Origin of the sequence: Jiangella alkaliphila (assembly GCF_900105925.1) — a bacterium.
In the GTDB taxonomy this organism is placed as follows: Bacteria; Actinomycetota; Actinomycetes; order Jiangellales; family Jiangellaceae; genus Jiangella; species Jiangella alkaliphila.
The window spans coordinates 1,803,408-1,823,463 of sequence record NZ_LT629791.1; the positions used below are offsets into that span (position 1 = coordinate 1,803,408).

A 20,056-nucleotide genomic window follows, 5' to 3' on the forward strand; every position below is an offset into this window, starting at 1 on the left:
CCGAGGCTACGGCAGCGGGATGAACGGCTGCGGGCGCGCTTCGGCGAGATCGCCCGCACGCACCCGGACGACGCTGAGCGGCGCGCCGACGACGCGGTCGGGCAGGTCGTAGCGGGCGAGGTAGACGCCGGGCGGCACGTCGACGAAGCCGAACCAGCCGGAGCCGTCGCTGACCTGCGTCCGGGTCTCGCCGCGGCCGGCCGCCGGCCGCAGCGTGACGGTGACGCCGTCGAGCGGGGCGCCGGTACGCAGCCGCAGCGTGCCGGCCACGTTGCCCGTCGTCGGGTCCTCCTTCCACGGCATCGACGGCACGGCGGCGTCCTCGGCGAACGGCGCGTCCGGGCCGGTGGTGAGCGCGGCGGCCAGCGCGGCCCGCTCGGCGACCTTCACGGCCGGCGTCCCCGCGGCGGCGGTGAGTGACGGGTTCGCGTAGGAGTAGCCGCTCCAGCCGGCGACGGTGTTGCCGGCGGCCGTCGGCGTGAGCACGTCGTGGACCTGCTGGACGCTGTCGTCGATCTCGTTGAGGTACAGCGCCGGCCCGGACACCGTCTGCCGGTCGCCCTGCCAGTCCGCGAGGACCTCGTTCCACTCGGCGAACATCCGCGCCTGGTCGGGCATCCACTCGCGCTTGTAGTTCATCGCGACGACGGTGTCGATGATCCCCTCGTCCAGCCAGCCCCGCCAGTCCTGCAGGACCTCGGCGTAGGTGCGCGTCTTCTCCCAGCCGCCGACGCTCTGCGGGCCGAAGCCGTAGGTGATGCCGTCGTTGGTCAGCCGCACCGTCGGGTCGACCTCGAAGATCCCGAGGTAGATGCGGCGGACGATGCTGGTGATCTGCTCGCGCCGCCACTCGGTGAACTCCGCGTCGGACGGCACCGGCACGTCCGTGCGGCCGGTGGCGGCCTGGAACCGGGCGATCGACGTCTCGCTGTAGCCCCAGTCGCTGTGCGTGGTGGTCGAGTTGTGGTCCGGGTAGCGGATGTAGTCGAGGTTGATGCCGTCGACGTCATACTCGCGCACGATGCTCTGGATCGCGCCGACGACGTAGTCGCGGGCGGCCGGGTTGGCGGGGTCGATGAAGCTGTTCGCGCCGACCAGCTCGGTGCCGTCGACGCGCTTGTTGAGCCAGCGGTCCGCGCCGGTGGCGCTCGGGCCGTGCGCGTTGAAGGCGTGGTCGGGGGAGCGCGGCGGCGTCGCGGAGTTCCACAGCGTGCCGAAGTTGACCCACGCGTGCACCTCGAGCCCGGCGGCGTGCGCCTGCTCGATCACCTCGTCCAGCGGGTCGTACGGGGCCGGCGCGACGGCGGCGTCGGTGCGCGGGTAGTCAGCCCGGTTGCAGAAGCAGTCGTAGCGGCGGGCCACCTGGACGATCAGCGCGTTCGCGTTGACCTCCAGCGCGTCGCCGACCAGCTCCTCGACCTGCGCGGGGGTGTAGATGCCCTCGTTGAAGGCGTCGACCCAGTAGCCGCGCCACTGCTCCGGTGCGGGATCGGGCTCGGCCGCGGCCGAAGGCGCCGCGGCGGCGGCCAGGACGAGTGCCACGATGACGGGAAGCGTGCGGCGACGTCGGCTCACGCTGGTCCTCCTCGTTGGACTAGACCAATATGGGCCCCAAGTCTGGAAGACTTTGCCCGATACGTCTACAGGGGGTGCGGGCGTGGCGAAATACCATTCGATCCGGGACGAGATCCTGGACCTGGTCGCGGAGCTGACTGTGGGCGACGCGCTGCCGGCGGAACGGACGCTGGCGCCGAGGTTCGGGGTGTCGCGCATGACACTGCGGCGGGCCGTCGAGGAGCTGGTCCGCGAGGGGCGGCTGGTCCGCCGGCAGGGCGCCGGCACGTTCGTCGCCGGGCCGAAGATCGCGCAGGGGCTGGCGGTGACGTCGTTCTCCGAGGACATGCGCCAGCGCGGCTCCGTCCCGTCCAGTCGCACGCTGGCCGTCGACGACGTGCTGGCCGGCGCGCCGCTGGGCCGCCGGCTGGAGATCTCGCCGGGCGAGAGCGTCGTGCGGGTGACCCGGCTGCGGCTGGCCGACGCCGCGCCGATGGCGGTCGAGACGCTGCACGTGCCACGCAGCATCGCGCCGGGGCTCGACGGCGCGATGCTCGCGGACGGCTCGTTCTACGAGCTGCTGCACGACGTGTACGGGCTGGAGCTGTCCGGCGGCGTGCAGACCATCGAGGCGACGGTCACCGACGAGACGGAGTCCGAGCTGCTCGGCGTGCCGCTGCACTCGCCGGCGTTCCTGTTCGAGCGCATCTCCCGCGACGCCCGCGGCCGGGTGGTCGAGTTCGTCCGCTCCGTCTACCGTGGCGATCGCTACCAGTTCCGTGTCGATCTACAGCCGGCCCGCCGGCCGGCGAGGACGGCCGAGTGACGAACTCCGAGTTGGACCGGCTGGCGACTGAGAGCCGGTTGCCGGCCGCGGCCGGCCTCGACCTGCGGTCCACCCGCGAGCAGGTCGAGCTGATGGCCGAGCAGGACCGCGTGGCCGTCGACGCCGTCGCCGCGACCCGCGACCGGCTGGTCGAGGCGATCGATGCGACGGTGGCGCGCCTGCGCCGCGGCGGCCGGCTGATCGAGGTGGGCGCCGGCACGCCCGGCCGGCTCGCCGTCCTCGACGCCGCCGAGTGCGGCCCCACCTTCGGCGTCGACGAGCGCCAGGTGGTCGCCGTCATGGCCGGCGGGTTCGACGCCGTGCGCTCGGCCGCCGAGCACGACGAGGACGACCACGACGGCGGCCGGTCCGACCTCGAGCGGCTCGCGCTCGGGCCGGACGACGTCGTGGTCGCGGTGAGCGCGTCCGGGCGGACGCCGTACGTACTTGGCGCGCTGGCGGCCGCCCGCACGGCCGGCGCGTACACCGTCGCCGTTGTCAACAACGCCGGCTCACCGATCGCCGCCGCCTCCGACGTCGCCGTCGAGGCGCTCACCGGCCCGGAGGTCGTGGCCGGCTCGACCCGGCTCAAGGCCGGGACCGCGGCCAAGCTGGTGCTCAACACCATCTCCACGCTGGTCATGGTGCAGCTCGGCCACACCCACGGCGACCTGATGATCGACGTCCGGGCCACGAACGACAAGCTGCGCCGCCGCGCCCAGCGGATCGTCCAGGAGGCGACCGGCGAGTCCGCCGCGGCGGCCGAGGCGGCGCTGCGGGCCGCCGGCGACGAGACCAAGACGGCGACGGTCATGCTGCTGGCCGGCGTCGACGCCGGTGAGGCCCGCCGCCGGCTCGGGGCCGCCGGTGGCCGCGTCCGGGCCGCCATCGAGCCGCGGCCGCCGGGTCAGGCGACGGCGTAGGCGATCTCCAGGACCGCGAGCAGCAGCGTCACCAGCGCGACGAGGCCGGGCAGCTTGCCGTCGGGCAGGGCGCGGTCGGTGTGCAGCGCCTCGTGCGAGCGCCGGTAGCGCCGCCGCGCCAGCAGCAGGATCGCGAGCGCGACCGGCGCCACCACCAGGCCGAAGACCACTGCCGCAGGGCCGAGCGGCTCGGCCGCCAGCCGCGTGGCGAGGACGACGCCGACCAGCAGGGCGAGCGCCGTGCGGGTCCAGGCAAGCGCCGTCCGCTCGTTCTGCGCGCCGCGGTCGTACGTCCGCTCGGACATCGGTCAGTCCGCGACCAGCACGACGACGATCACGATGGCGGCGACGGCCAGCCCGAACGCCAGCACCGGCGCCAGCGCGGGCGACGGCAGCGGCCGCGACTCGCGCAGCGCCCGCTCCGCCCCGGCCCACCGGAAGAACGCCATGACACTGCAGGTGGCGCCGAGCAGCGACAGCACCACGACGAGCACCAGCCGCAGCGCCGAGTGGTCCGGGATCTCCAGCGCCTCCAGCGCGATGCCGGCCGCCAGCAGCGCCAGGGCGGTGCGGATCCAGGCCAGGAACGTCCGCTCGTTGGCGAAGGTGAATCGGGGGTCGGGCTCGCTGCCGGCCTCGTAGACGCTGCGCGGCCAGCGGCGGGAGGTGTCGTCGCGGTCCGCGCCGTCGGTCATGATCCGTCGCTCTCGATCTGGTAGGTCGCCCTCGATTGTGTCGGAGGCGTGCTGCGCCGGTGCCGGCCGGCCCCGCGCTGCGCCGGTAACCGGAGGTGCCCGGGCCGGCCGCCGTTGGCGTTGACGGACTCGGCGGGCGGCGGTGGCGGCGGGGTGGCGTCGGGCGGCGTGGCCGGCTCGCGCTGGGCGGGCGGCCCCGGCTGGGCGGGCGGCTCGGGCTGTGCCGGCTGTGCCGGTCGTACGGGCGGCACGGGCTGATCGGGCTGCGCGGGCGGGTCCGCCGGGAGGACCGGCTCGGGCCGGGCACGGGGCCGCAGCGGCTCGGGATGCGGCATGTCCGGCCCCAGCAGCTCCGTCCGGAGCGCGTCGGGACGGCCCGGTTGCGGGCGGACGGCCGTCGGCTCGGGCCGCGCTGGCTCGGGCCGCGCCGGTTTGGGCCGGGCATGTTCGGGTTCGGGACGCGCCGCCGTCGGCTCGGCCTCGGGCTCCGGCTCCGGCTCCGGCTCCAACTGGATCGGCCGCGTCTCGCGCGTGACATCGGGCTCGACGACGGGCTCGGGGATCACGGGGGTGGGCTGGACCCGCCGCGCGCGCCGTCCTGCCCCGCGTGACGCCAGCGGCTGGGCGAACGGGTCGGTGGCGGGGTCGAGCCACTCGATGCTGGTGGCCTCGCCGTGGCCGTGCACGGCGACGAGGTCGTCGAGCGAGCTCCACAGGCTCGTCGCCGGGTGCGTCGATGCCCAGCGCAGCGCGACGTGGCCGTCGGCGAAGACGACGCCGTAGGCCACCACCCCGACTCCGGACACACCGGTGTAGTCGACGTGGCGGACGAGGGCGAACCGTCGTGGGAGCAATCGACCACCGTAACGTTGTGAACTCCGGGCAGGCCGGACGTCACCCCCGTGTCACTCTGGCCTGTGCAGCCCTCATCATCGTCGATGGCCCGCGATCCTGTCACGGCGGCCCGCCGGTGACACGCGGTCCCAGGGGGTGCCGCCCGTCGACGGGCAGGTCCGGGTTACGGTACGACCCACCTCCCAATCACACTCAAAGGTCGGGTCATGCAACGATCACGAACTCTCTCCAGGCGACCTCAGCCCTGGACCGAGGGCCGAGGACTCGGGGGGCCTTCGGTCACCTGGAGCCCGTCGGTGTCGCATGACCCTCCCTGTCACCGTTCCCAGGAGTGAGCTCGATGGATCCTCGACTGCAGCCCCAGACCCCTGACGTCGATCCCATGGTGACCACCGCCGTGATGAACGTGCGCGATCGATTCGGTGCCGAGGGCCTGCGCGACCTCATGGCTCTCGCCCAGATGGAGCTGCGCAACGTCGAGGCGGCGGAGCAGCGGCTCGCCGCGCTGGCCGAGCCGGCGGTCGCCGCGGAGCCTGAGCCGGTCGACTCCGCCGACACGCAGGCCTGGCTGGCCTACACCGAGGCAGCGCCCGACCACGAGGACGACCGCCGCTGAGGTGACGCGGGGCCGGGTCAGGTCGCGCGCAGCGCGGTCAGGATCTCGGTGGCCCAGCGCGAGATGTCGTGGCTGGTCACGTGGTCGCGCAGCAGCTTCATCCGCTGTTCGGACTCGTCGGGGTGGATGCGCATCGCGGCCAGCATGGTGCGCTTGAGGCCGTCGATGTCGTGCGGGTTGACCAGGAAGGCGCCGTCGCCGAGCTCGTCGGCGGCACCGGCGAACTCGGACAGGATGAGTGCGCCGCGCAGGTCGGCGCGGGCGCTGACGTACTCCTTGGCGACCAGGTTCATGCCGTCGCGCAGCGGCGTCACGACCATGACGTCGGCGGCCAGCAGCAGCGCGACCAGCTCGGAGCGGTCGTAGGACGAGTGCAGGTAGTGCACGGCGGGGTGCCCGATGCGGCCGTAGTCGCCGTTGATGCGCCCGACCTGCAGCTCGACCTCGTCGCGCAGGGTCTGGTAGGCCTCGACCCGCTCGCGGCTGGGCGTGGCCACCTGGACCAGGACCGCCTCCTCGGGCGTGATGGCGCCCTCGGCGAGCAGCTCGCCGAACGCCTTGAGCCGATGCCCGATGCCCTTGGTGTAGTCGAGGCGGTCGACGCCGAGCAGGATGTGCACAGGCGCGCCGACCTCTTCGCGGATGGTGGCCGCGCGCTGCTGGACCTCGGGGTCCTCGGCCAACTTCGCGACCTCCTCGACCTGGATCGAGATGGGGAACGCCCGGGCCAGCACCTCGTGGCCGTCCTCGAGCACCAGTGCCTCGCCCTGCAGCGACGCCGTCGTGAACGTCTCGGCCAGCGCCTCGAAGTTGCTGGCCGCGCCGGCCCGCTGGAAGCCGACGAGGTCGGCGCCGAGCAGCCCTTCGAGGATCTGCCGCCGCCACGGCAGCTGCGCGAACAGCTCGGTCGGCGGGAACGGGATGTGCAGGAAGAACCCGATCTTGAGGTCCGGGCGCAGCTCGCGCAGCAGCTGCGGCACCAGCTGCAGCTGGTAGTCCTGGATGAACACGACGGCGTTCTCGGCGGCCACCTCGGCCGCGGCGCGGGCGAAGCGCTGGTTGACCGCGCGGTAGGCGTCCCACCACTCGCGGTGGTACTCAGGCTGGACGATGACGTCGTGGTACAGCGGCCACAGGGTGGCGTTGGAGAACCCCTCGTAGTAGAGCGCGATCTCCTCCGCCGACAACGGCACCGCCACGAGGTCCATGTCGTCGGTCGAGAACGGCTCCGGCGCGTCGTCGGGCGAGCCGGTCCAGCCCACCCACGCACCGTCATAGGCCCGCATCACTGGTGCCATCGCGGTGACGAGGCCTCCGGGGCTCCTGCGCCAGGTTGTCGTGCCATCGGCAGCCGTCACCCTGTCGACCGGCAGCCGATTGGCGACTACGACGAAACTACTCGTTCCAGTCGTGGACAAATGGGGCCTCCTCGTGCCGACAACGGTAACCGAGTTGTGTTGCGTTGCTGTCACAGCCCTTGCCTACGATGGCTGCTATGGACGACCACGAGCGCGCGATCCTCGACTTCGAGCACCGCTGGTGGAAGTACCCAGGCGCGAAGGAACAAGCCGTGCGCAGCGAGCTGGGCATCTCCGCAACGCGCTACTACCAGGTGCTGAACGCGCTGATCGACCGGCCCGAAGCGCTGGCGCACGACCCCCTGCTGGTACGGCGGTTGCGGCGGCAGCGCTCGCGGCGGCTGCGTACGCAATCGGGGCGCCCGCTCGCTGCGGAGGCATGAGCCGTAGCGCCAGTCCATACGACAGTGTGGCTGATCTTGATCGGGGACACCAGGGCTGGAGACACAGCCTGGTGCCTCGCATCGGGCATGGGGCGTGGCGTACGCTCCTGACCCTGTGACGATGAGTGACCGACTCCAGCGGCTGTGGCCGTCGCTCGTCGCGCTCGTCGGCACGGTGGCGGTCGTCCTGGCGCTGCTCTGGTACTTCGGTGACGACACCGACGACAGCACCCCCGACGACGTCGCGGCCGGTGACACTTCCACGGAGCCGCCGGCCACCGATCCGCCGGCCACCGAGGCCCCGCCCGAGACCGAGGCGCCGCCCACCGACGCTCCCACCGAGGAGCCGACGGAGCCAGCCGAGCCAGTGACCGCCGACCCCGACGTGGTCGAGCCGCTCGGCGTGCTCAACCAGACCGACGAGGCCGGGCTCGAGGAGCAGGCCAGCGAGCGGTTCCAGGACGGCGGCTGGGAGGTCGCCGCGATGAGCGAGTTCACCGGCACCGTCCCGGAGACCACGGTCTATGTGCCCGAGGGCATGGAGGAGGCGGCCGACGCGCTGGTGTTGCAGTTCCCGGAGATCGGGCGCGTCATGCCGACCGTCGAGCCGTTCAACGACACCCGGCTGGTCATCGTGCTGGCCGACGACTACCTCGACGAGGTCGACTCGGAATGACGCCCGAGCTGCGGCGGCTGTCCGGGCGGCTGGACCGCACCCTCGTCGCGCTCGACTTCGACGGCGTCCTCTCGCCGATCGTGCCCGACCCGGCGCGTGCGGTCGCGCTGCCCGGCACGGCGGACGTGCTGTCGGCCGTCGCCGCCCGGGTCGCCCGCGTCGCCGTCGTGACCGGCCGGCCCGCCGCCGACGCCGTCCGGCTGGGGTCACTGGCCGACGTGCCCGGGCTGGTCGTGCTGGGGCATTACGGGCTGCAGCGCTGGTCGGCCGGGACCCTGACCACCCCCGGCAGCGACGACGGCGTCGCCGTTGCCCGGCAGCGGGTGGCCGAGCTGGCCGCCGCCCGCCCTGGCGTCACCGTCGAGGACAAGCACCACTCCGTCGCGCTGCACACCCGGTCCGCGCCCGACCCCGCGGCCGCCCTGGCCGAGCTGCGCCCGCACGCCGACGCCGTCGCGGCCGAGGCCGGGCTGCAGGTGACGCCCGGGCGGTTCGTCCTGGAGCTGCGGCCGGTCGGCGTGGACAAGGGCGTGGCGATCCGGTCGCTGGTCGCCGAAACCGGCGCCACCGCCGTCCTCTATGCCGGTGACGACCTCGGCGACCTGCCCGCGGTGGCGGCGGTGCGCGACCTGTCCTCGTCGGGCGACGTCGTGGGGGTGGTCGTCTGCTCGGACGCCGAGGAGGCGTCGGCCGAGCTGCGCGCCGCGGCCGACATCGTCGTCCCCGGCCCGCCCGGCGTGCAGGCGCTGCTCAGCGAGCTCGCCGCCCTCGACTGACGCGGTATCACCGCGGTATCATGGTGGCATGGCGATGACTCTGCGACTCACCGAGGAAGAGACCGAGGCGCTGCGGCTGCAGGCCGAGCGCGAGCACCGATCCATGCAGGAGGAGGCCCGGCTGGCCATCCGGGAGCACATCGCTCGTGCCGACCGGTCGCGTCGCATCGACGAGATCACTCGCGAGGGCATCGAGCGGCACGCCGGCCTCCTGGCCCGCCTCGCAGAATGACCGAATACCTCACCCTCGAGGACGCACTGAGGATCGCCGAACTGACGCTCGGACGCAGGCCCGAGGTGCGTGATCTCGGCCTGCTGGACGCGGCCGTGCATCGGCCCCGAACCTCGCTGTTCGGGGCCGATGCCTACCCGGACCTGCACACCAAGGCCGCGGCGCTGCTCGAGTCTGCCGTGCGCAACCATGCCTTGATCGACGGCAACAAGCGCCTGGGCTGGATGCTCTGCTACGACTTCTACGCGCTCAACGGTCAGTTGCTCGCGCCCACTGAGGACGACGCCTACGACTTCGTGATCGCGGTGGTCGAAGGGAAGATCGAATTGGCGGAGATGGCGGCCTGGCTCGCGGAGAACGTCACACCACGCACCTAGACCATCCACGATGCGATACAGATTTGTCTCGTATCGCGGACTGATCCTGTCTGGATCCAAACGTCCCACGTAGTGTGACCACCAGTTGTCCTCATCCAGAGGAGCCGAGGGACCGGCCCGTCGAAGCTCCGGCAACCGTCCGCGCCGACCCGCGCGATGACGGTGCCAATTCCGGCCCGCTCACCCGAGCGGGAGAGATGAGAAGGGATCCGCTGCAGCATGACCGTCACCAGCACCACCTCCTTGGGGCGCGCCACGCACCTGTCATGTCGTGAGTGCGGCACCACCGTCGAGCTGGGCCCCTACTACGCGTGCCTGGAGTGTTTCGGGCCGCTCGAGGTGGCCTACGACTTCGGCACCATCACGCGAGAGCGCATCGAGAGCGGCCCACGGTCCATCTGGCGCTACCGCGACCTGCTCCCGGTCCCCGAGAACGTCACCGACATCCCGAACACCGACCCGGGGTTCACCCCGCTGGTCCGCGCCGGCAACCTGGCCCGGGAGCTCGGCCTCAAGGCCCTCTGGATCAAGAACGACGCCGCCAACCCCACGCACTCGTTCAAGGACCGCGTGGTCGCGGTCGCGCTGGCGGCGGCGCGCGAGCTGGGCTTCACCGTCCTGGCCTGCCCGTCGACGGGCAACCTCGCCAACGCGGTTGCCGCGGCGGCGGCGCGGGCCGGCATCGCCAGCTACGTGTTCATCCCGAGCAACCTCGAGCTGCCGAAGATCGTGACGAGCGCCGTCTACGGCACCACGCTGGTCGCCGTCGAGGGGAACTACGACGACGTCAACCGGCTGGCCTCCGAGCTGGCCGGCGAGCACGACGACTGGGCGTTCGTCAACGTCAACGTGCGGCCGTACTACGCCGAGGGCTCGAAGACGCTCGGCTACGAGACGGCCGAGCAGCTGGGCTGGCGGCTGCCGCGGCAGGTGGTCATCCCGGTCGCCAGCGGCGCCCAGCTGGTGAAGGTCGACAAGGCGTTCCGCGAGCTGGTCGAGCTGGGCCTGGTCGAGGGCGACGCGCCGGCCATCTTCGGCGCGCAGGCGACGGGCTGCTCGCCGGTCGCGGCCGCGTTCAAGGCCGGCCACGACGTCGTCCGCCCGGTGCGGCCCGACACCATCGCGAAGTCGCTGGCCATCGGCAACCCCGCCGACGGACCGTACGTGCTCGACGTCGCGCGGCGCACGGGCGGCGCGGTCGAGGACGTCAGCGACGAGGAAGTGGTCGACGGCATCAGGCTGCTGGCCCGCACCGAGGGCATCTTCGCCGAGACCGCCGGCGGCGTCACCGTCGCCGTCCTGGCCAAGCTGCTGCGCGAGGGGAAGCTCGACCCCGACGCCGAGACCGTCATCTTCAACACCGGCGACGGGCTCAAGACGCTCGACGCCGTGTCGTCCGTGGTCGGCCCCGCCGGCACCATCGCACCCACTACAGAGGCGTTCCACAGCCTCGTCAACGGAGGCTGAACATGAGCGTCGCCGTACGTGTCCCGACCATCCTGCGCACCTACACGAAGGGCGAGTCCGACGTCAGCGTCGAGGTGCCCGACGGCGCCACGCTGGCCGACGTGCTCGGTGCGCTCGACGTCGCCTACCCGGGCATCGGCGCGCGCGTGCTCGACGACACCGGCCAGATCCGCCGGTTCGTCAACGTCTACGTGAACGACGACGACGTGCGCTTCACCGCCGGCCTCGAGACGCCCACGCCCGCTGGCGCGAAGGTCTCGGTCATCCCGGCGGTCGCCGGCGGCTGATCCGTCAGCCGCTCAGCCCGACCGTCACCTCGCTGATGTTGAAGGCGTCTTCCGCCCACGGGAAGATCCAGATGAACAGCGCATAGATGAGCGCGGCGATGAGGATCAAGTAGAGCAGTAGCCGAACGGGCCACGGTCCCGGCAGGTGCCGCCAGATCCAGGCGTACATCTGTCTAGACTTCCTCTCCGCCGATCAGGATGCCGGTCGCGTACATGCGGTGTGACGAGCCCCAGCGTGGCCAGCAGGTCGTGAGTGTGATGCGTCGCTCGGTCGCCTCGACCTCGTCGCCCTCGCCCGGCACGGGATCGACCACCCAGCTGTCCCTGATGCCGATGCGGTTGCCGTCGTCGTCGCCGTTCGGTGCGCTGTCGAGCTCGTAGAGGAACGTTCCGGCGCTCGTCTCGATCTCGACGATGTCGCCGACCTGCAACTCGGGGAACTGGGCGAACGGCTCACCGTGACCGGAACGGTGCGCGGCGATGGAGAAGTTCCCGACCTGGCCCGGGTCGACGCTGTCGAGGTAGTGCCCGGGCCCGTTCTTGAGGTCGGAGTCCTCGGTGCCCTGCACGACGATCCACTCCCAGTCCTCGCCGAAGCGGGGGATGCGGATGACGCCGTACGCGTCGCCGACCTCGAGCTGGTCGAGCGGGATGGGGTCCTTCTCGAGCTGCCCGGCGTCGATGCCGAGCTGGTCGCGCAGATCGTCCTGTGCGTTGGCGGTCTGGATGCCGGTGCCCCACAGCGTGTAGACCACGAACAACAGCACGACGGCGCCCGCGGTGAGCATGAGTTCGCCGACGCCACCCGCGACGAGTGCGACGACGTTGCGCTGTGGCGTTGGCTGCTGGGTCTTCCGGCGGGAGGCTTTACGACGCCCCCGGGCCGCCTTGCGATGCATGCCCAAGAGCCTAACCGGCGACCCCGGCTCCCCGTGAGTTGATCTCGACGAGAAGGGTCGAACCGGAAAATCGGGTCTGCTACCGTACCGCGAGCATGTGCCCTGAGAATCATTGAATCTTCAGGAGATATGAAGTCATGAATCGCAGAATGACGCGGCGGCTGCTGGCCGCGGTGGCGGTGACCGGGACGGGCGCACTCGCGTTCGCCGGTGCCGTGCCGGCAAACGCCACTGATGAATTGACCGAACTCGTCGATCTCCAGTCCGACGAGGTGGTGGCCCGCTCCCTCGAGGTCGCGGCCGACCGTGCCGACCTGGCGGTCGACGTGGTCCGCGAGCTGGTGCAGTCGGGCCAGGCCATCGTGGGCGACGGCGGAACCCTCTCGTACACCGACCGGTTCGACGCACCCGACGGCCACGCGAGCGACGCGGCGCCGGCCGCCGACGTCCCGGGTGACCCCGCGGGCGGCTCGAAGCCGGGCGCGCCGTTCACCGTCTATCTCGACTTCGACGGCGCGACGGTCCAGAACACCGAGTGGAACCGGTCGTATCAGACGGACGTGTTCGAGCTGTCCGCGAACGCGGCGGCCTCTGACGCGGACTACGTGTACCAGGTGTGGGCGCGAGTGGCGGAGGACTACGCGCCCTTCGACGTCAACGTCACCACCACGGACCCGGGTCCCGATGCGCTGTACAAGACGTCTGACGACGACGGCGAGTACGGCATGACGGCCGTCGTCACCGACACCACCGACATCGAGCCGGCCGACCAGGCCAGTGGCCGGGCGTGGCTGGGCGGGTTCGGCAACGAGTTCCTGTCGCCGGCCATGATCTTCGCCCCCATCGCGCGCGACAGCAACGCGCCCGACGTCGGCAACATCGTCTCGCACGAGATCGGCCACACGCTGAACCTCGCGCACGACGGCATCGGCGAGGACGAGTACTACGGCGACACGCTGGCCGAGCCCACCTCGCTGTGGGGCCCGATCATGGGCGCGCCGTGGTCCGCGCCGCTGTCGCAGTGGTCGCCCGGCGACTACGCCGGCGCCACGAACTCCGGCCAGGACGACCTCGCCGAGATCACCGCCGACTCCACGCTCCAGACGTTCGCGGTGTTCGACGGCGACACGCTGTGGGTCGACGTCTTCTGCACCGACGCCAGCGACCCGAACAACCCCCAGCCGGGCGACCAGGCGTTCAAGCCGGCCGGCCCCGAGGGCGACCCGTGCGCCGAGGTCGGCGACGAGCTGACGCTGGAGTTCTACTACAGCGGCCGCTCCGCCTACGCCGCCGACGACCACGGCGACGTGCTCGACGAGGGCACCGCGCTCGACAACGGCTCCGGCGAGTTCACGGCGGCCGGCATCATCGGCCAGTCCGGTGAGCGCGACGTGTTCACGCTCGTCACCGGCGGCGGCCCGATCACCGTCGCCGCCGAGGGTGCGACCGTCGGCAGCAACCTCGACCTGCGGGTGGAGCTGATCGACGCGGCCGGTGAGCTGGTCGCCGAGGCCAGCCCCGAGACGGCGACCGACATCGCCAGCTCGCCGACCGACCGTCAGGCCACCGGCCTCGACGCGCAGCTCGAGGCCGAGGTCGAGACCGGTATGTACTACGTGCGGGTCAGCGGCGTCGGCCAGGGCGACCCGGCCGCGAACACGCCGAGCAACGGCTCGGGCTACACCGAGTACGGCAGCCTGGGGAACTACACCGTGACCGGCACGGCGGCCGCGTTCGAGGCCGACCCGATCACGATCATCTCGCCCGAGGACGGCGACGAGGTGCAGCCGTCGCCGGTGGAGATCACCGGCTCGGCCGAGCCCGGCTCGACGGTGACGCTCACGCTCGGCGACGAGGTCGTCGGCGAGGGCAGCACCGACGACGAGGGCACGTGGAGCATCGTCCTCACCGCCGACCTGCCGTACGGCGAGTCGACGATCACGGCGCAGCAGACGGTCGGCACCATCCAGGTGCCGGAGACTGCGTCTGTCACCGTCGTGGTCCCGGTCGACCCGCCGACCATCGTGCGGCCGGTCGACGGCGACACCGCCACCACGGCGACGCCGACGTTCTCGGGTGACGGCCTGCCCGGCGCGTCCGTCGAGCTGAGCATCACCTGCGGCGAGGAGACCTGGTCCGGCACGGCCGAGGTCGACGGCGAGGGCGCGTGGACGTTCACGCCCGAGCAGAACCTGCCCAACGGCGAGTGCACGGTCACCGCGGTGCAGTCGATCAACGGCGTCACCTCGGCGCAGACCGACCCGGTGTCGTTCACCGTCGACGTCGCCGGTGGCGACGAGGGCGGCTCTGACGACGGCGGCGACGGCGGCACCGACGACGGTGGCGAGGGCGGCGCCGAGGACGGCGACGACGACCTGCCGGACACCGGTGCGTCGACGAACCTGTACGTCCTGACCGCCGGCCTGCTCCTGCTCGGCCTGGGCGGCGCGCTGTACGCGCGCACCCGGCACAGCGTGACCGGCTGACGTTCGACCCCTGCGACGGGGCCCGGGACCACGTGTCCCGGGCCCCGTCCGCGTTCCCGGGCCGACGCAACCGCGGCCGCGTCCCGTGCGTCAGATTCAGGAAGGAGGAATCGACGTGCCTGACACCACCTCGCAGCAACGCCGGACCGTGCTGGCCGCCGCGGCCGCTGTCGTGGTGGTGGCGCTCGCCGTGGTGCTCGCGGTCTGGCTGACCCGTGGCTCCGGCGACGACGACCCCGCCGGCGACTCCGTCGCGGTGCCGTCCGACGCGCCGTCGGCCTCCGCCCCGTCCGACGCGGGCACCGACGCCGGCACCGTCGCGCCGGGCGGCCAGGGCGATGTGCTGCCGCGCGCGATGAGCGGCCAGGAGGCCATCGACGCGCTGGCCGAGCACCTCGACCACGTCGCCGAGCTCAACGACATGACCCCCGACCAACTGCGCGACCTGCTGCTGCGCGACGCCAGCGTCGAGGTCACGCCGAGCGGCCGCCTGATGTACGACGACCAGATGACACCACCCGCCACGTCGGAGTGACCGCCGACGTAAGATCGGAGATGTGCAGGCGTCGGAGCAGTGTGACGCCGTCGTCGTCGGGTCCGGCCCGAATGGGCTGGCGGCGGCGGTGGTGCTCGCCCGGGCCGGTCTGCAGGTCCGCGTCTACGAGGCGCAGCGCACGGTCGGCGGCGGTGCCCGCACCCTCGACCTCGGCCTGGCGCCCGGCATCGTCCACGACATCTGCTCGGCGGTGCACCCCATGGCGGCCGCGTCGCCGTTCTTCCGCGCCTTCGACCTCGCCGCGCGCGGCGTCCGGCTGAACTACCCCGACGTCTCCTACGCGCAGCCGCTCGACGGCGGCCAGGCCGGCATCGCCTACCGCGACCTCGACCGCACCGTCGAGGGCCTGGGCCGCGACGGCCGGGCCTGGCGGCGGCTCATGCGCCCACTCGTGCGGCACTCGCCGGCGGTCACCGAACTGGCGCTCTTCGACCGTCGCAGCCTGCCGCCCGACCTGCTGACGTCGGCGCAGTTCGCGCTGTCGATGCTCGAGCAGGGCACCGGCCTGGGCAAGCTGCGCTGGAAGGACGAGGTCGCGCCGGCCCTGCTGATGGGCGTCGCCGCGCACGCCATCACGCCCATCCCCACGCTCACCGCGGCCGGCACGGCGCTGTCGCTGGGTGCGCTGGCGCACTCGCCGGGCTGGCCGCTGCCGGTCGGCGGCAGCCAGGCCATCGTCGACGCCATGGTGGCCGACCTCGAGGCGCACGGCGGCACCGTCCACCGCGGGTTCGAGGTGACGTCCATGGCGCAGCTGCCGGAGGCGCGCGCCTACCTGTTCGACACCAACCCGTGGACGCTCGCCGCCATCCTGGGCCAGGAGCTGCCGGCCCGCTACCGCCGCGCCATCGAGCGCTTCAAGCCCGGCAACGCCGCCGCCAAGGTCGACTTCGTGCTCTCCGGCCCGGTGCCGTGGACGCATCCCGAGGTCCGCCGGGCCGGCACCATCCACGTCGGCGGCACCCTGGCGGAGATGTCGCTGGCCGAGGCCGAGGTCAAGGCCGGCCGGCACGCCGAGCGGCCGATGATCCTGGCCTCCGACCCCGCGCTGTTCGACCCCGCCCGCGAGGTGGGCGGGCTGCGGCCGTTCTGGACGTACGCCCACGTGCCCGCCGGCTCCACCGTCGACGTCGGCGCGGTCGTCCAAGCACAGATCGAGCGGTTCGCGCCCGGCTTCGGCGACCTCGTCGTCGAGCGGCACACCATCCCGGCGGCGAAGATGGCCGACCACAACGCCAACTACCGCGACGGCGACATCGCCGGCGGCGCCATGACCATGTGGCAGATCTTCGCCCGGCCCACGCTGTCCTGGAACCCCTACGCCACCCCGGTACCGGGCGTCTATCTCTGCTCCGGATCGACGCCGCCCGGCCCCGCGGTGCACGGCATGAGCGGCCTGAACGCCGCCAAGCGGGCGCTCAGGACGCGGTTCGGGATCCGCCGGGTACCGTCACTCGCTCCCTGAGTGCCCAGTCGGCCGTCCCCCTGCTGCCCATTTTCTTAGCCGTGGACGCGCGCCTCAAGTCCGACGCCGCTGCTGGTTGCGGTGGTCTGTGGTGGGGGCTCTGGACTTGACCCGCGCGTCCCCGGTCCAAGAACTCGGCAGTTATCAGGGGGACGGGGGAAGTGTGGCGACGGTCCTCACTCGCGTGGGGAGTACCTCACTCGCGTGAGGACCGGATGGCGGCTGGATCGGTGCCGGGTGCGGTCCTGCGGCGGGTGAGGTGTGTCGGTGGCGGGTGAGGTCTCGCCGTCGTCGATGGGGGCGGTCGTCCTCGATGTCGGGAGCCGTGGTCTGCGGGGCTCGAGGACGACTTTCGCCATCGAGGACGACCGTCCGGGTCGGGGCCGGCTAGGAGAATTCCGGCGAACGGCGCAAATGGTCCCGGGGTGTGCCCGGTTCTTCCCCGTCCCCCTGATAGCTGCCCGTTCTTAGCCTCGATCCACCGACAGGTGGAGTGTCGTGGTAGGGCGTGGGAGCGTGAGAATGCCCTTCTGAGCTGGGAGGATACGACTTGTCTAAGGCACGTATCGCCAGCTCAAGAAGGGCATCTCGTAGATGCAACTCTCTCACACCCGACCGGTCGTCTCGGCGGTGGGCGTGTTGAATCTTTCGTGTAAGGCCGGGTGGGCCAGGATTGGTCCGGGCGTGTTTGCGTCGTGGCCGCGAGAGGATTCTTTGTGTCGGAGCAGGAGAAGGTTGTCGATTCCTCGGATGAGGCAGCTCGTCGGTTGGCGGCGGTGTTGTCGGATGAGGCGATTGATAATCTGTTGGCGGATGCCGAGTCGTCCGGGACACCGGTTGATGGTGTTCATGGGTTGTTGAATCGGTTGACGTCGAGAGTTCTGGAGCGGGCGTTGGAGACCGAGATGACCGATCATCTCGGTTATGAGCCCGGTGATCCGGCTGGGCGCGGATCGGGGAACTCCCGGAATGGGCGTTCGGCCAAGACGGTCGCGACGACGGCCGGCCCGGTGAACGTGACCGTGCCACGAGACCGGAATTCGACATTCGCCCCGCAGATCGTGCCGAAACACTCCCGGCGTGTCGGCGCGATCGAGGACATCATTCTGTCGTTGTATGCGCGCGGGCTATCGACCCGGGAGATCGAGGCGCACCTGAAGGAGATCTACGACATCAACACGTCGCCGGCGCTGATCTCCAAGATCACCGACGTGGTCGTGGACGAGATCACACTGTGGCAGAACCGGCCGGTCGACGAGGTCTACCCGATCGTCTACGTCGACGCCATCCGGATCCGGGTCCGCGACCGCGGCTCGGTCACGCTGAAGTCCGCACACCTGGTCGTGGGCGTCGACGTCGACGGGTTGAAGGACGTGCTGGGGATCTGGATCGCCGCGGAGGAGGGCGCGAAGTTCTGGGCGCACGTGCTCACGCAGCTGCGCAACCGGGGCCTGCGCGACGTCCTCATCCTGTGCTGCGACGGGCTGACCGGGCTGCCTGACGCCGCGCGCAGCGTGTTCGACAAGGTCACCGTGCAAACCTGTGTGGTGCACGTGATCCGCAATACGATGCGGTTCATCTCCTACGGCGACCGGAAAAAGGTCGCCACGGCGATGCGTCACATCTACACCGCTCCCGGCGTCGCGGCGGCCGAGATCGCGTTGAAAGAATTCGAGCAGAATTTCGGGCAGCAGTATCCCGGCGCGATCGAGGTGTGGAAGAATGCGTGGAACGAGTTCATCCCGTTCCTGGATTACCCGGCCGAGCTACGCCGAATCGTCTACACGACGAACCTGATCGAATCAATCAACTACCAGCTGCGGAAGATCACCAAGACTCGCGGCCACTTCCCCGACGATGACGCCGCCATGAAGCTGCTCTTTCTCGGGATCCGTAACATCAGCCGGAAACGAGGAGGAGCATCAGGCACCGGAACCCATGGATGGAAGAAAGCACTCAACTTCCTGGTCGTGGAATTCCCCGGAAGACTCACCTAGAAAAGTCACATCAAGGTAAAGGTTTGCCCTGTCTTACACGAAAAACTTGACAGGCCCCATCAGTCCGCTTGAGGCGCGGGTGCGCGGCTAAGAGAATGGGCAGCAGGGGGACGCCCAGCTAGGCAACCCCCGACCAACGCGACTTGCCATACGGAAGACGGCCGGCCGGTGGCTCAGGCGGCGTTCGTCGGCATCGGGGGACGCTGGCGCACGCGGGCGAGCAGCCGCTGCGTCACCGGCACCAGCCGCTCCAGCGGCAGGAACGCCAGCCAGCAGATGACCGTCGGCAGGAAGTGGATGCCCAGCGCCAGGTAGGTCATCAGGTGGAATCCGCAGAAGGTGACCACCGCCAGGTACAGCGCCTTGCCCTTGAGCCACAGCACCACGGGCGACAGGAACTCGATGGTGATCAGGCCCCACTGGGCGATGATCAGCAGCCACGGGTAGTCGGTGGTCCACCTGACGAGGTCCGAGCCGCGCCGGATGATCGCCCAGATGAACACCGCGCCGTTGGCCCACGTGGCCGGCGAGCCGCTGCGCACCCACTTCACGATGGCCGAGGCGAAGTACGTCGCGATGACCGACACCTGGATGCAGCGGAACGCCCAGCCGGCCGACTCGCTGGAGTCGGGCTCGGTGAACCGGGCCCGGCCGATGGTCGGCAGCACGACGACCGCCACGATCAGCGCCAGGTGGTCGTGCGACACGTAGCCGTAGCCCTGGCTGAACACCATCCACTGGAGGTACGCGACGGCCACCACGCCGCCGGCCAGCCGCGGCAGCACTCCCGTCGCGGCCACCAGGCAGCCCACGACGATGACGATCTGCAGGGTGTACGCCAGCGGCAGCGACGGGTCGGGCAGCGGCAGCACCCGGCCGACCCAGGTCGGGTTGTACAGCTCCGGCGCGTGCGCCATCGGGATGACGTCGTTGGTGAGCCGGAAGATGTCGTAGAGCACGAACAGGTAGATCGCGACCCGCAGCACGGCCACCCGGGCCAGCGGGACCGGCCGGGTCCACCAGCCGACGACGGCGCGCCCGGCGCCCAGCGCGCGGCTCATGGCCGCACCTCCCACGAGGTCAGCTGCTCGACGTCGGGCTCGCCCTGCTGGATGCCGTCCTCGAGCTGGTAGATGCTGCGCATCACATAGAGCGTGACGTACTGGTCGGCGTCGGGGTGCAGGTCGGACCAGGAGTCGGCGATCGCCTGCAGCAGCGACGGGTCCGCGACGATGCGGTCCAGCTGCGACTCGATGTCGGCCCGTCCGACCCCGACGCCCTGTGGGTTGAGCGGGACCCTGACCCGCTCGCCGGTCTCGGTGTCGGCCATCACGTAGACGGAGCGGACGGTGCCGTCGAGGTCGCGCGGCGTCGCGTACTGCGACAGAGATCCGAGCGGGAAGTAGTCGTTGGTGTCCTGGAGCTGGCCCATGGTCAGGATCACCAGGGCCCCGCCGGTGACGCCGAGCCGCCAGACCAGGCCCCGCCGGGAGATGCGCCGGACGGCCGGTTCGGAACTCACAGCCCGCGAGTATACGGGGTATAGCGCGGCGCTTGCACTCTCCTGGGTAGAGTGCTAAACACGTTGTTGGCACTCTCGAGGTGAGAGTGACAGTACTTCGGATCGG

23 protein-coding genes and 1 riboswitch are annotated in these 20,056 nt (G+C 71.1%); of the genes, 14 read left to right on the top strand and 9 right to left on the bottom strand.

Annotated elements, in window-relative coordinates; translation table 11 throughout:
- Nucleotides 1-6: 6 nt before the first annotated feature.
- Nucleotides 7-1,575 (bottom strand): family 10 glycosylhydrolase, encoded by a 1,569-nt coding sequence (locus BLV05_RS08495; protein ID WP_046771177.1) that lies wholly within the window; start codon nt 1,573-1,575, stop codon nt 7-9.
- Between the two features lie 82 nt (nt 1,576-1,657).
- Between BLV05_RS08495 and BLV05_RS08500 the strand changes: the two genes are divergently transcribed.
- Nucleotides 1,658-2,380 carry a GntR family transcriptional regulator gene (locus BLV05_RS08500; protein ID WP_046771176.1) on the top strand — a complete coding sequence of 241 codons (723 nt, stop codon included), beginning with the start codon at nt 1,658-1,660 and terminating at the stop codon, nt 2,378-2,380.
- Entirely contained in the window at nt 2,377-3,303 is a 927-nt protein-coding gene (murQ, locus tag BLV05_RS08505; protein WP_046771175.1) for an N-acetylmuramic acid 6-phosphate etherase, read from the top strand. Before BLV05_RS08500 ends, murQ begins: the two co-directional genes overlap by 4 nt.
- Here murQ and BLV05_RS08510 read toward each other — a convergent pair.
- From BLV05_RS08510 to BLV05_RS36920, 3 genes are read right to left on the bottom strand one after another with little or no spacing between them, the layout of a single operon-like run.
- Complete coding sequence (locus BLV05_RS08510; RefSeq protein WP_046771174.1) at nt 3,288-3,608, bottom strand: DUF202 domain-containing protein; 321 nt, start codon at nt 3,606-3,608, stop codon at nt 3,288-3,290. The two genes, murQ and BLV05_RS08510, sit on opposite strands and share 16 nt — an antisense overlap.
- Nucleotides 3,609-3,611: 3 nt before the next feature.
- Nucleotides 3,612-3,998: a YidH family protein gene (locus tag BLV05_RS08515; protein WP_046771173.1), complete on the bottom strand. Its 387-nt coding sequence runs from the start codon at nt 3,996-3,998 to the stop codon at nt 3,612-3,614.
- Nucleotides 3,995-4,852: a hypothetical protein gene (locus tag BLV05_RS36920; RefSeq protein ID WP_052762870.1), complete on the bottom strand. Its 858-nt coding sequence runs from the start codon at nt 4,850-4,852 to the stop codon at nt 3,995-3,997. Before BLV05_RS36920 ends, BLV05_RS08515 begins: the two co-directional genes overlap by 4 nt.
- 383 nt (nt 4,853-5,235) lie before the next feature.
- On the opposite strand from BLV05_RS36920, the gene BLV05_RS08525 reads away from it, so the two are divergent.
- Complete coding sequence (locus BLV05_RS08525; protein WP_046771172.1) at nt 5,236-5,469, top strand: hypothetical protein; 234 nt, start codon at nt 5,236-5,238, stop codon at nt 5,467-5,469.
- Between the two features lie 17 nt (nt 5,470-5,486).
- Here BLV05_RS08525 and BLV05_RS08530 read toward each other — a convergent pair whose 3' ends face one another.
- Nucleotides 5,487-6,887: an alpha,alpha-trehalose-phosphate synthase (UDP-forming) gene (locus tag BLV05_RS08530; RefSeq protein WP_046771171.1), complete on the bottom strand. Its 1,401-nt coding sequence runs from the start codon at nt 6,885-6,887 to the stop codon at nt 5,487-5,489.
- A 68-nt stretch (nt 6,888-6,955) separates the two neighbouring features.
- On the opposite strand from BLV05_RS08530, the gene BLV05_RS08535 reads away from it, so the two are divergent.
- The 7 genes from BLV05_RS08535 (at nt 6,956) to BLV05_RS08565 (ending at nt 11,025) form a co-directional block, all read left to right on the top strand.
- Nucleotides 6,956-7,210 carry a DUF3263 domain-containing protein gene (locus tag BLV05_RS08535; protein WP_046771170.1) on the top strand — a complete coding sequence of 85 codons (255 nt, stop codon included), beginning with the start codon at nt 6,956-6,958 and terminating at the stop codon, nt 7,208-7,210.
- A gap of 121 nt (nt 7,211-7,331) precedes the next feature.
- The gene (locus BLV05_RS08540; RefSeq protein ID WP_046771169.1) at nt 7,332-7,886 is read left to right on the top strand and encodes a LytR C-terminal domain-containing protein; all 555 of its coding nucleotides are present in this window, start codon (nt 7,332-7,334) and stop codon (nt 7,884-7,886) included.
- Nucleotides 7,883-8,662, top strand: coding sequence for a trehalose-phosphatase (gene otsB, locus BLV05_RS08545; protein WP_046771168.1), 780 nt, complete (start codon nt 7,883-7,885; stop codon nt 8,660-8,662). The genes BLV05_RS08540 and otsB overlap by 4 nt, the downstream gene beginning before the upstream one ends.
- A gap of 28 nt (nt 8,663-8,690) precedes the next feature.
- Nucleotides 8,691-8,894, top strand: a complete 204-nt coding sequence (locus BLV05_RS08550; protein ID WP_172860627.1) for a hypothetical protein — start codon at nt 8,691-8,693, stop codon at nt 8,892-8,894.
- Nucleotides 8,891-9,271, top strand: coding sequence for a type II toxin-antitoxin system death-on-curing family toxin (locus BLV05_RS08555; RefSeq protein ID WP_046771167.1), 381 nt, complete (start codon nt 8,891-8,893; stop codon nt 9,269-9,271). The genes BLV05_RS08550 and BLV05_RS08555 overlap by 4 nt, the downstream gene beginning before the upstream one ends.
- An 88-nt stretch (nt 9,272-9,359) precedes the next feature.
- Nucleotides 9,360-9,475: riboswitch (SAM riboswitch) on the top strand.
- Nucleotides 9,476-9,490: 15 nt separating this feature from the next.
- Nucleotides 9,491-10,738 (top strand): threonine synthase, encoded by a 1,248-nt coding sequence (gene thrC / locus BLV05_RS08560; RefSeq protein ID WP_046771166.1) that lies wholly within the window; start codon nt 9,491-9,493, stop codon nt 10,736-10,738.
- A 2-nt stretch (nt 10,739-10,740) separates the two neighbouring features.
- Nucleotides 10,741-11,025, top strand: coding sequence for a ubiquitin-like small modifier protein 1 (locus BLV05_RS08565; RefSeq protein ID WP_046771165.1), 285 nt, complete (start codon nt 10,741-10,743; stop codon nt 11,023-11,025).
- 4 nt (nt 11,026-11,029) lie between these two features.
- Here the strand turns inward: BLV05_RS08565 and BLV05_RS36490 are convergent, their stop codons facing one another.
- On the bottom strand, nt 11,030-11,194 hold the full coding sequence (locus BLV05_RS36490; RefSeq protein WP_046771164.1) for a hypothetical protein: 165 nt from the start codon (nt 11,192-11,194) through the stop codon (nt 11,030-11,032).
- 4 nt (nt 11,195-11,198) lie between these two features.
- On the bottom strand, nt 11,199-11,924 hold the full coding sequence (locus tag BLV05_RS08570; protein WP_082155604.1) for a class E sortase: 726 nt from the start codon (nt 11,922-11,924) through the stop codon (nt 11,199-11,201).
- Between the two features lie 137 nt (nt 11,925-12,061).
- On the opposite strand from BLV05_RS08570, the gene BLV05_RS08575 reads away from it, so the two are divergent.
- From BLV05_RS08575 to BLV05_RS08590, 4 genes are all read left to right on the top strand, one after another.
- Nucleotides 12,062-14,410, top strand: a complete 2,349-nt coding sequence (locus BLV05_RS08575) for an Ig-like domain-containing protein (protein ID WP_083421293.1) — start codon at nt 12,062-12,064, stop codon at nt 14,408-14,410.
- Nucleotides 14,411-14,525: 115 nt separating this feature from the next.
- Nucleotides 14,526-14,945, top strand: coding sequence for a lipase chaperone (locus BLV05_RS08580; protein ID WP_083421294.1), 420 nt, complete (start codon nt 14,526-14,528; stop codon nt 14,943-14,945).
- Nucleotides 14,946-14,967: 22 nt separating this feature from the next.
- Entirely contained in the window at nt 14,968-16,431 is a 1,464-nt protein-coding gene (locus BLV05_RS08585) for a phytoene desaturase family protein (RefSeq protein WP_046771160.1), read from the top strand.
- 767 nt (nt 16,432-17,198) lie between these two features.
- Entirely contained in the window at nt 17,199-18,428 is a 1,230-nt protein-coding gene (locus tag BLV05_RS08590; RefSeq protein ID WP_083421479.1) for an IS256 family transposase, read from the top strand.
- Nucleotides 18,429-18,601: 173 nt separating this feature from the next.
- Here BLV05_RS08590 and BLV05_RS08595 read toward each other — a convergent pair whose 3' ends face one another.
- Together BLV05_RS08595 and BLV05_RS08600 are read right to left on the bottom strand one after the other, a co-directional pair.
- Complete coding sequence (locus BLV05_RS08595; protein WP_046771846.1) at nt 18,602-19,489, bottom strand: hypothetical protein; 888 nt, start codon at nt 19,487-19,489, stop codon at nt 18,602-18,604.
- Nucleotides 19,486-19,950: a hypothetical protein gene (locus BLV05_RS08600; protein ID WP_052762991.1), complete on the bottom strand. Its 465-nt coding sequence runs from the start codon at nt 19,948-19,950 to the stop codon at nt 19,486-19,488. The genes BLV05_RS08595 and BLV05_RS08600 overlap by 4 nt, the downstream gene beginning before the upstream one ends.
- Nucleotides 19,951-20,056 lie beyond the last annotated feature (106 nt).

Coding starts and splice junctions, on each gene's coding strand:
- BLV05_RS08565 (WP_046771165.1), top strand. CDS start 10,741: ATGAGCGTCGCCGTACGTGTCCCGACCATCCTGCGCACCTACACGAAG.
- BLV05_RS08555 (WP_046771167.1), top strand. CDS start 8,891: ATGACCGAATACCTCACCCTCGAGGACGCACTGAGGATCGCCGAACTG.
- BLV05_RS08575 (WP_083421293.1), top strand. CDS start 12,062: ATGAATCGCAGAATGACGCGGCGGCTGCTGGCCGCGGTGGCGGTGACC.
- BLV05_RS08525 (WP_046771172.1), top strand. CDS start 5,236: ATGGTGACCACCGCCGTGATGAACGTGCGCGATCGATTCGGTGCCGAG.
- BLV05_RS08510 (WP_046771174.1), bottom strand. CDS start 3,608: ATGTCCGAGCGGACGTACGACCGCGGCGCGCAGAACGAGCGGACGGCG.
- otsB (WP_046771168.1), top strand. CDS start 7,883: ATGACGCCCGAGCTGCGGCGGCTGTCCGGGCGGCTGGACCGCACCCTC.
- BLV05_RS08540 (WP_046771169.1), top strand. CDS start 7,332: ATGAGTGACCGACTCCAGCGGCTGTGGCCGTCGCTCGTCGCGCTCGTC.
- BLV05_RS08570 (WP_082155604.1), bottom strand. CDS start 11,924: ATGCATCGCAAGGCGGCCCGGGGGCGTCGTAAAGCCTCCCGCCGGAAG.
- BLV05_RS08535 (WP_046771170.1), top strand. CDS start 6,956: ATGGCTGCTATGGACGACCACGAGCGCGCGATCCTCGACTTCGAGCAC.
- BLV05_RS36490 (WP_046771164.1), bottom strand. CDS start 11,194: ATGTACGCCTGGATCTGGCGGCACCTGCCGGGACCGTGGCCCGTTCGG.
- BLV05_RS08515 (WP_046771173.1), bottom strand. CDS start 3,998: ATGACCGACGGCGCGGACCGCGACGACACCTCCCGCCGCTGGCCGCGC.
- BLV05_RS08550 (WP_172860627.1), top strand. CDS start 8,691: ATGGCGATGACTCTGCGACTCACCGAGGAAGAGACCGAGGCGCTGCGG.
- thrC (WP_046771166.1), top strand. CDS start 9,491: ATGACCGTCACCAGCACCACCTCCTTGGGGCGCGCCACGCACCTGTCA.
- BLV05_RS08595 (WP_046771846.1), bottom strand. CDS start 19,489: ATGAGCCGCGCGCTGGGCGCCGGGCGCGCCGTCGTCGGCTGGTGGACC.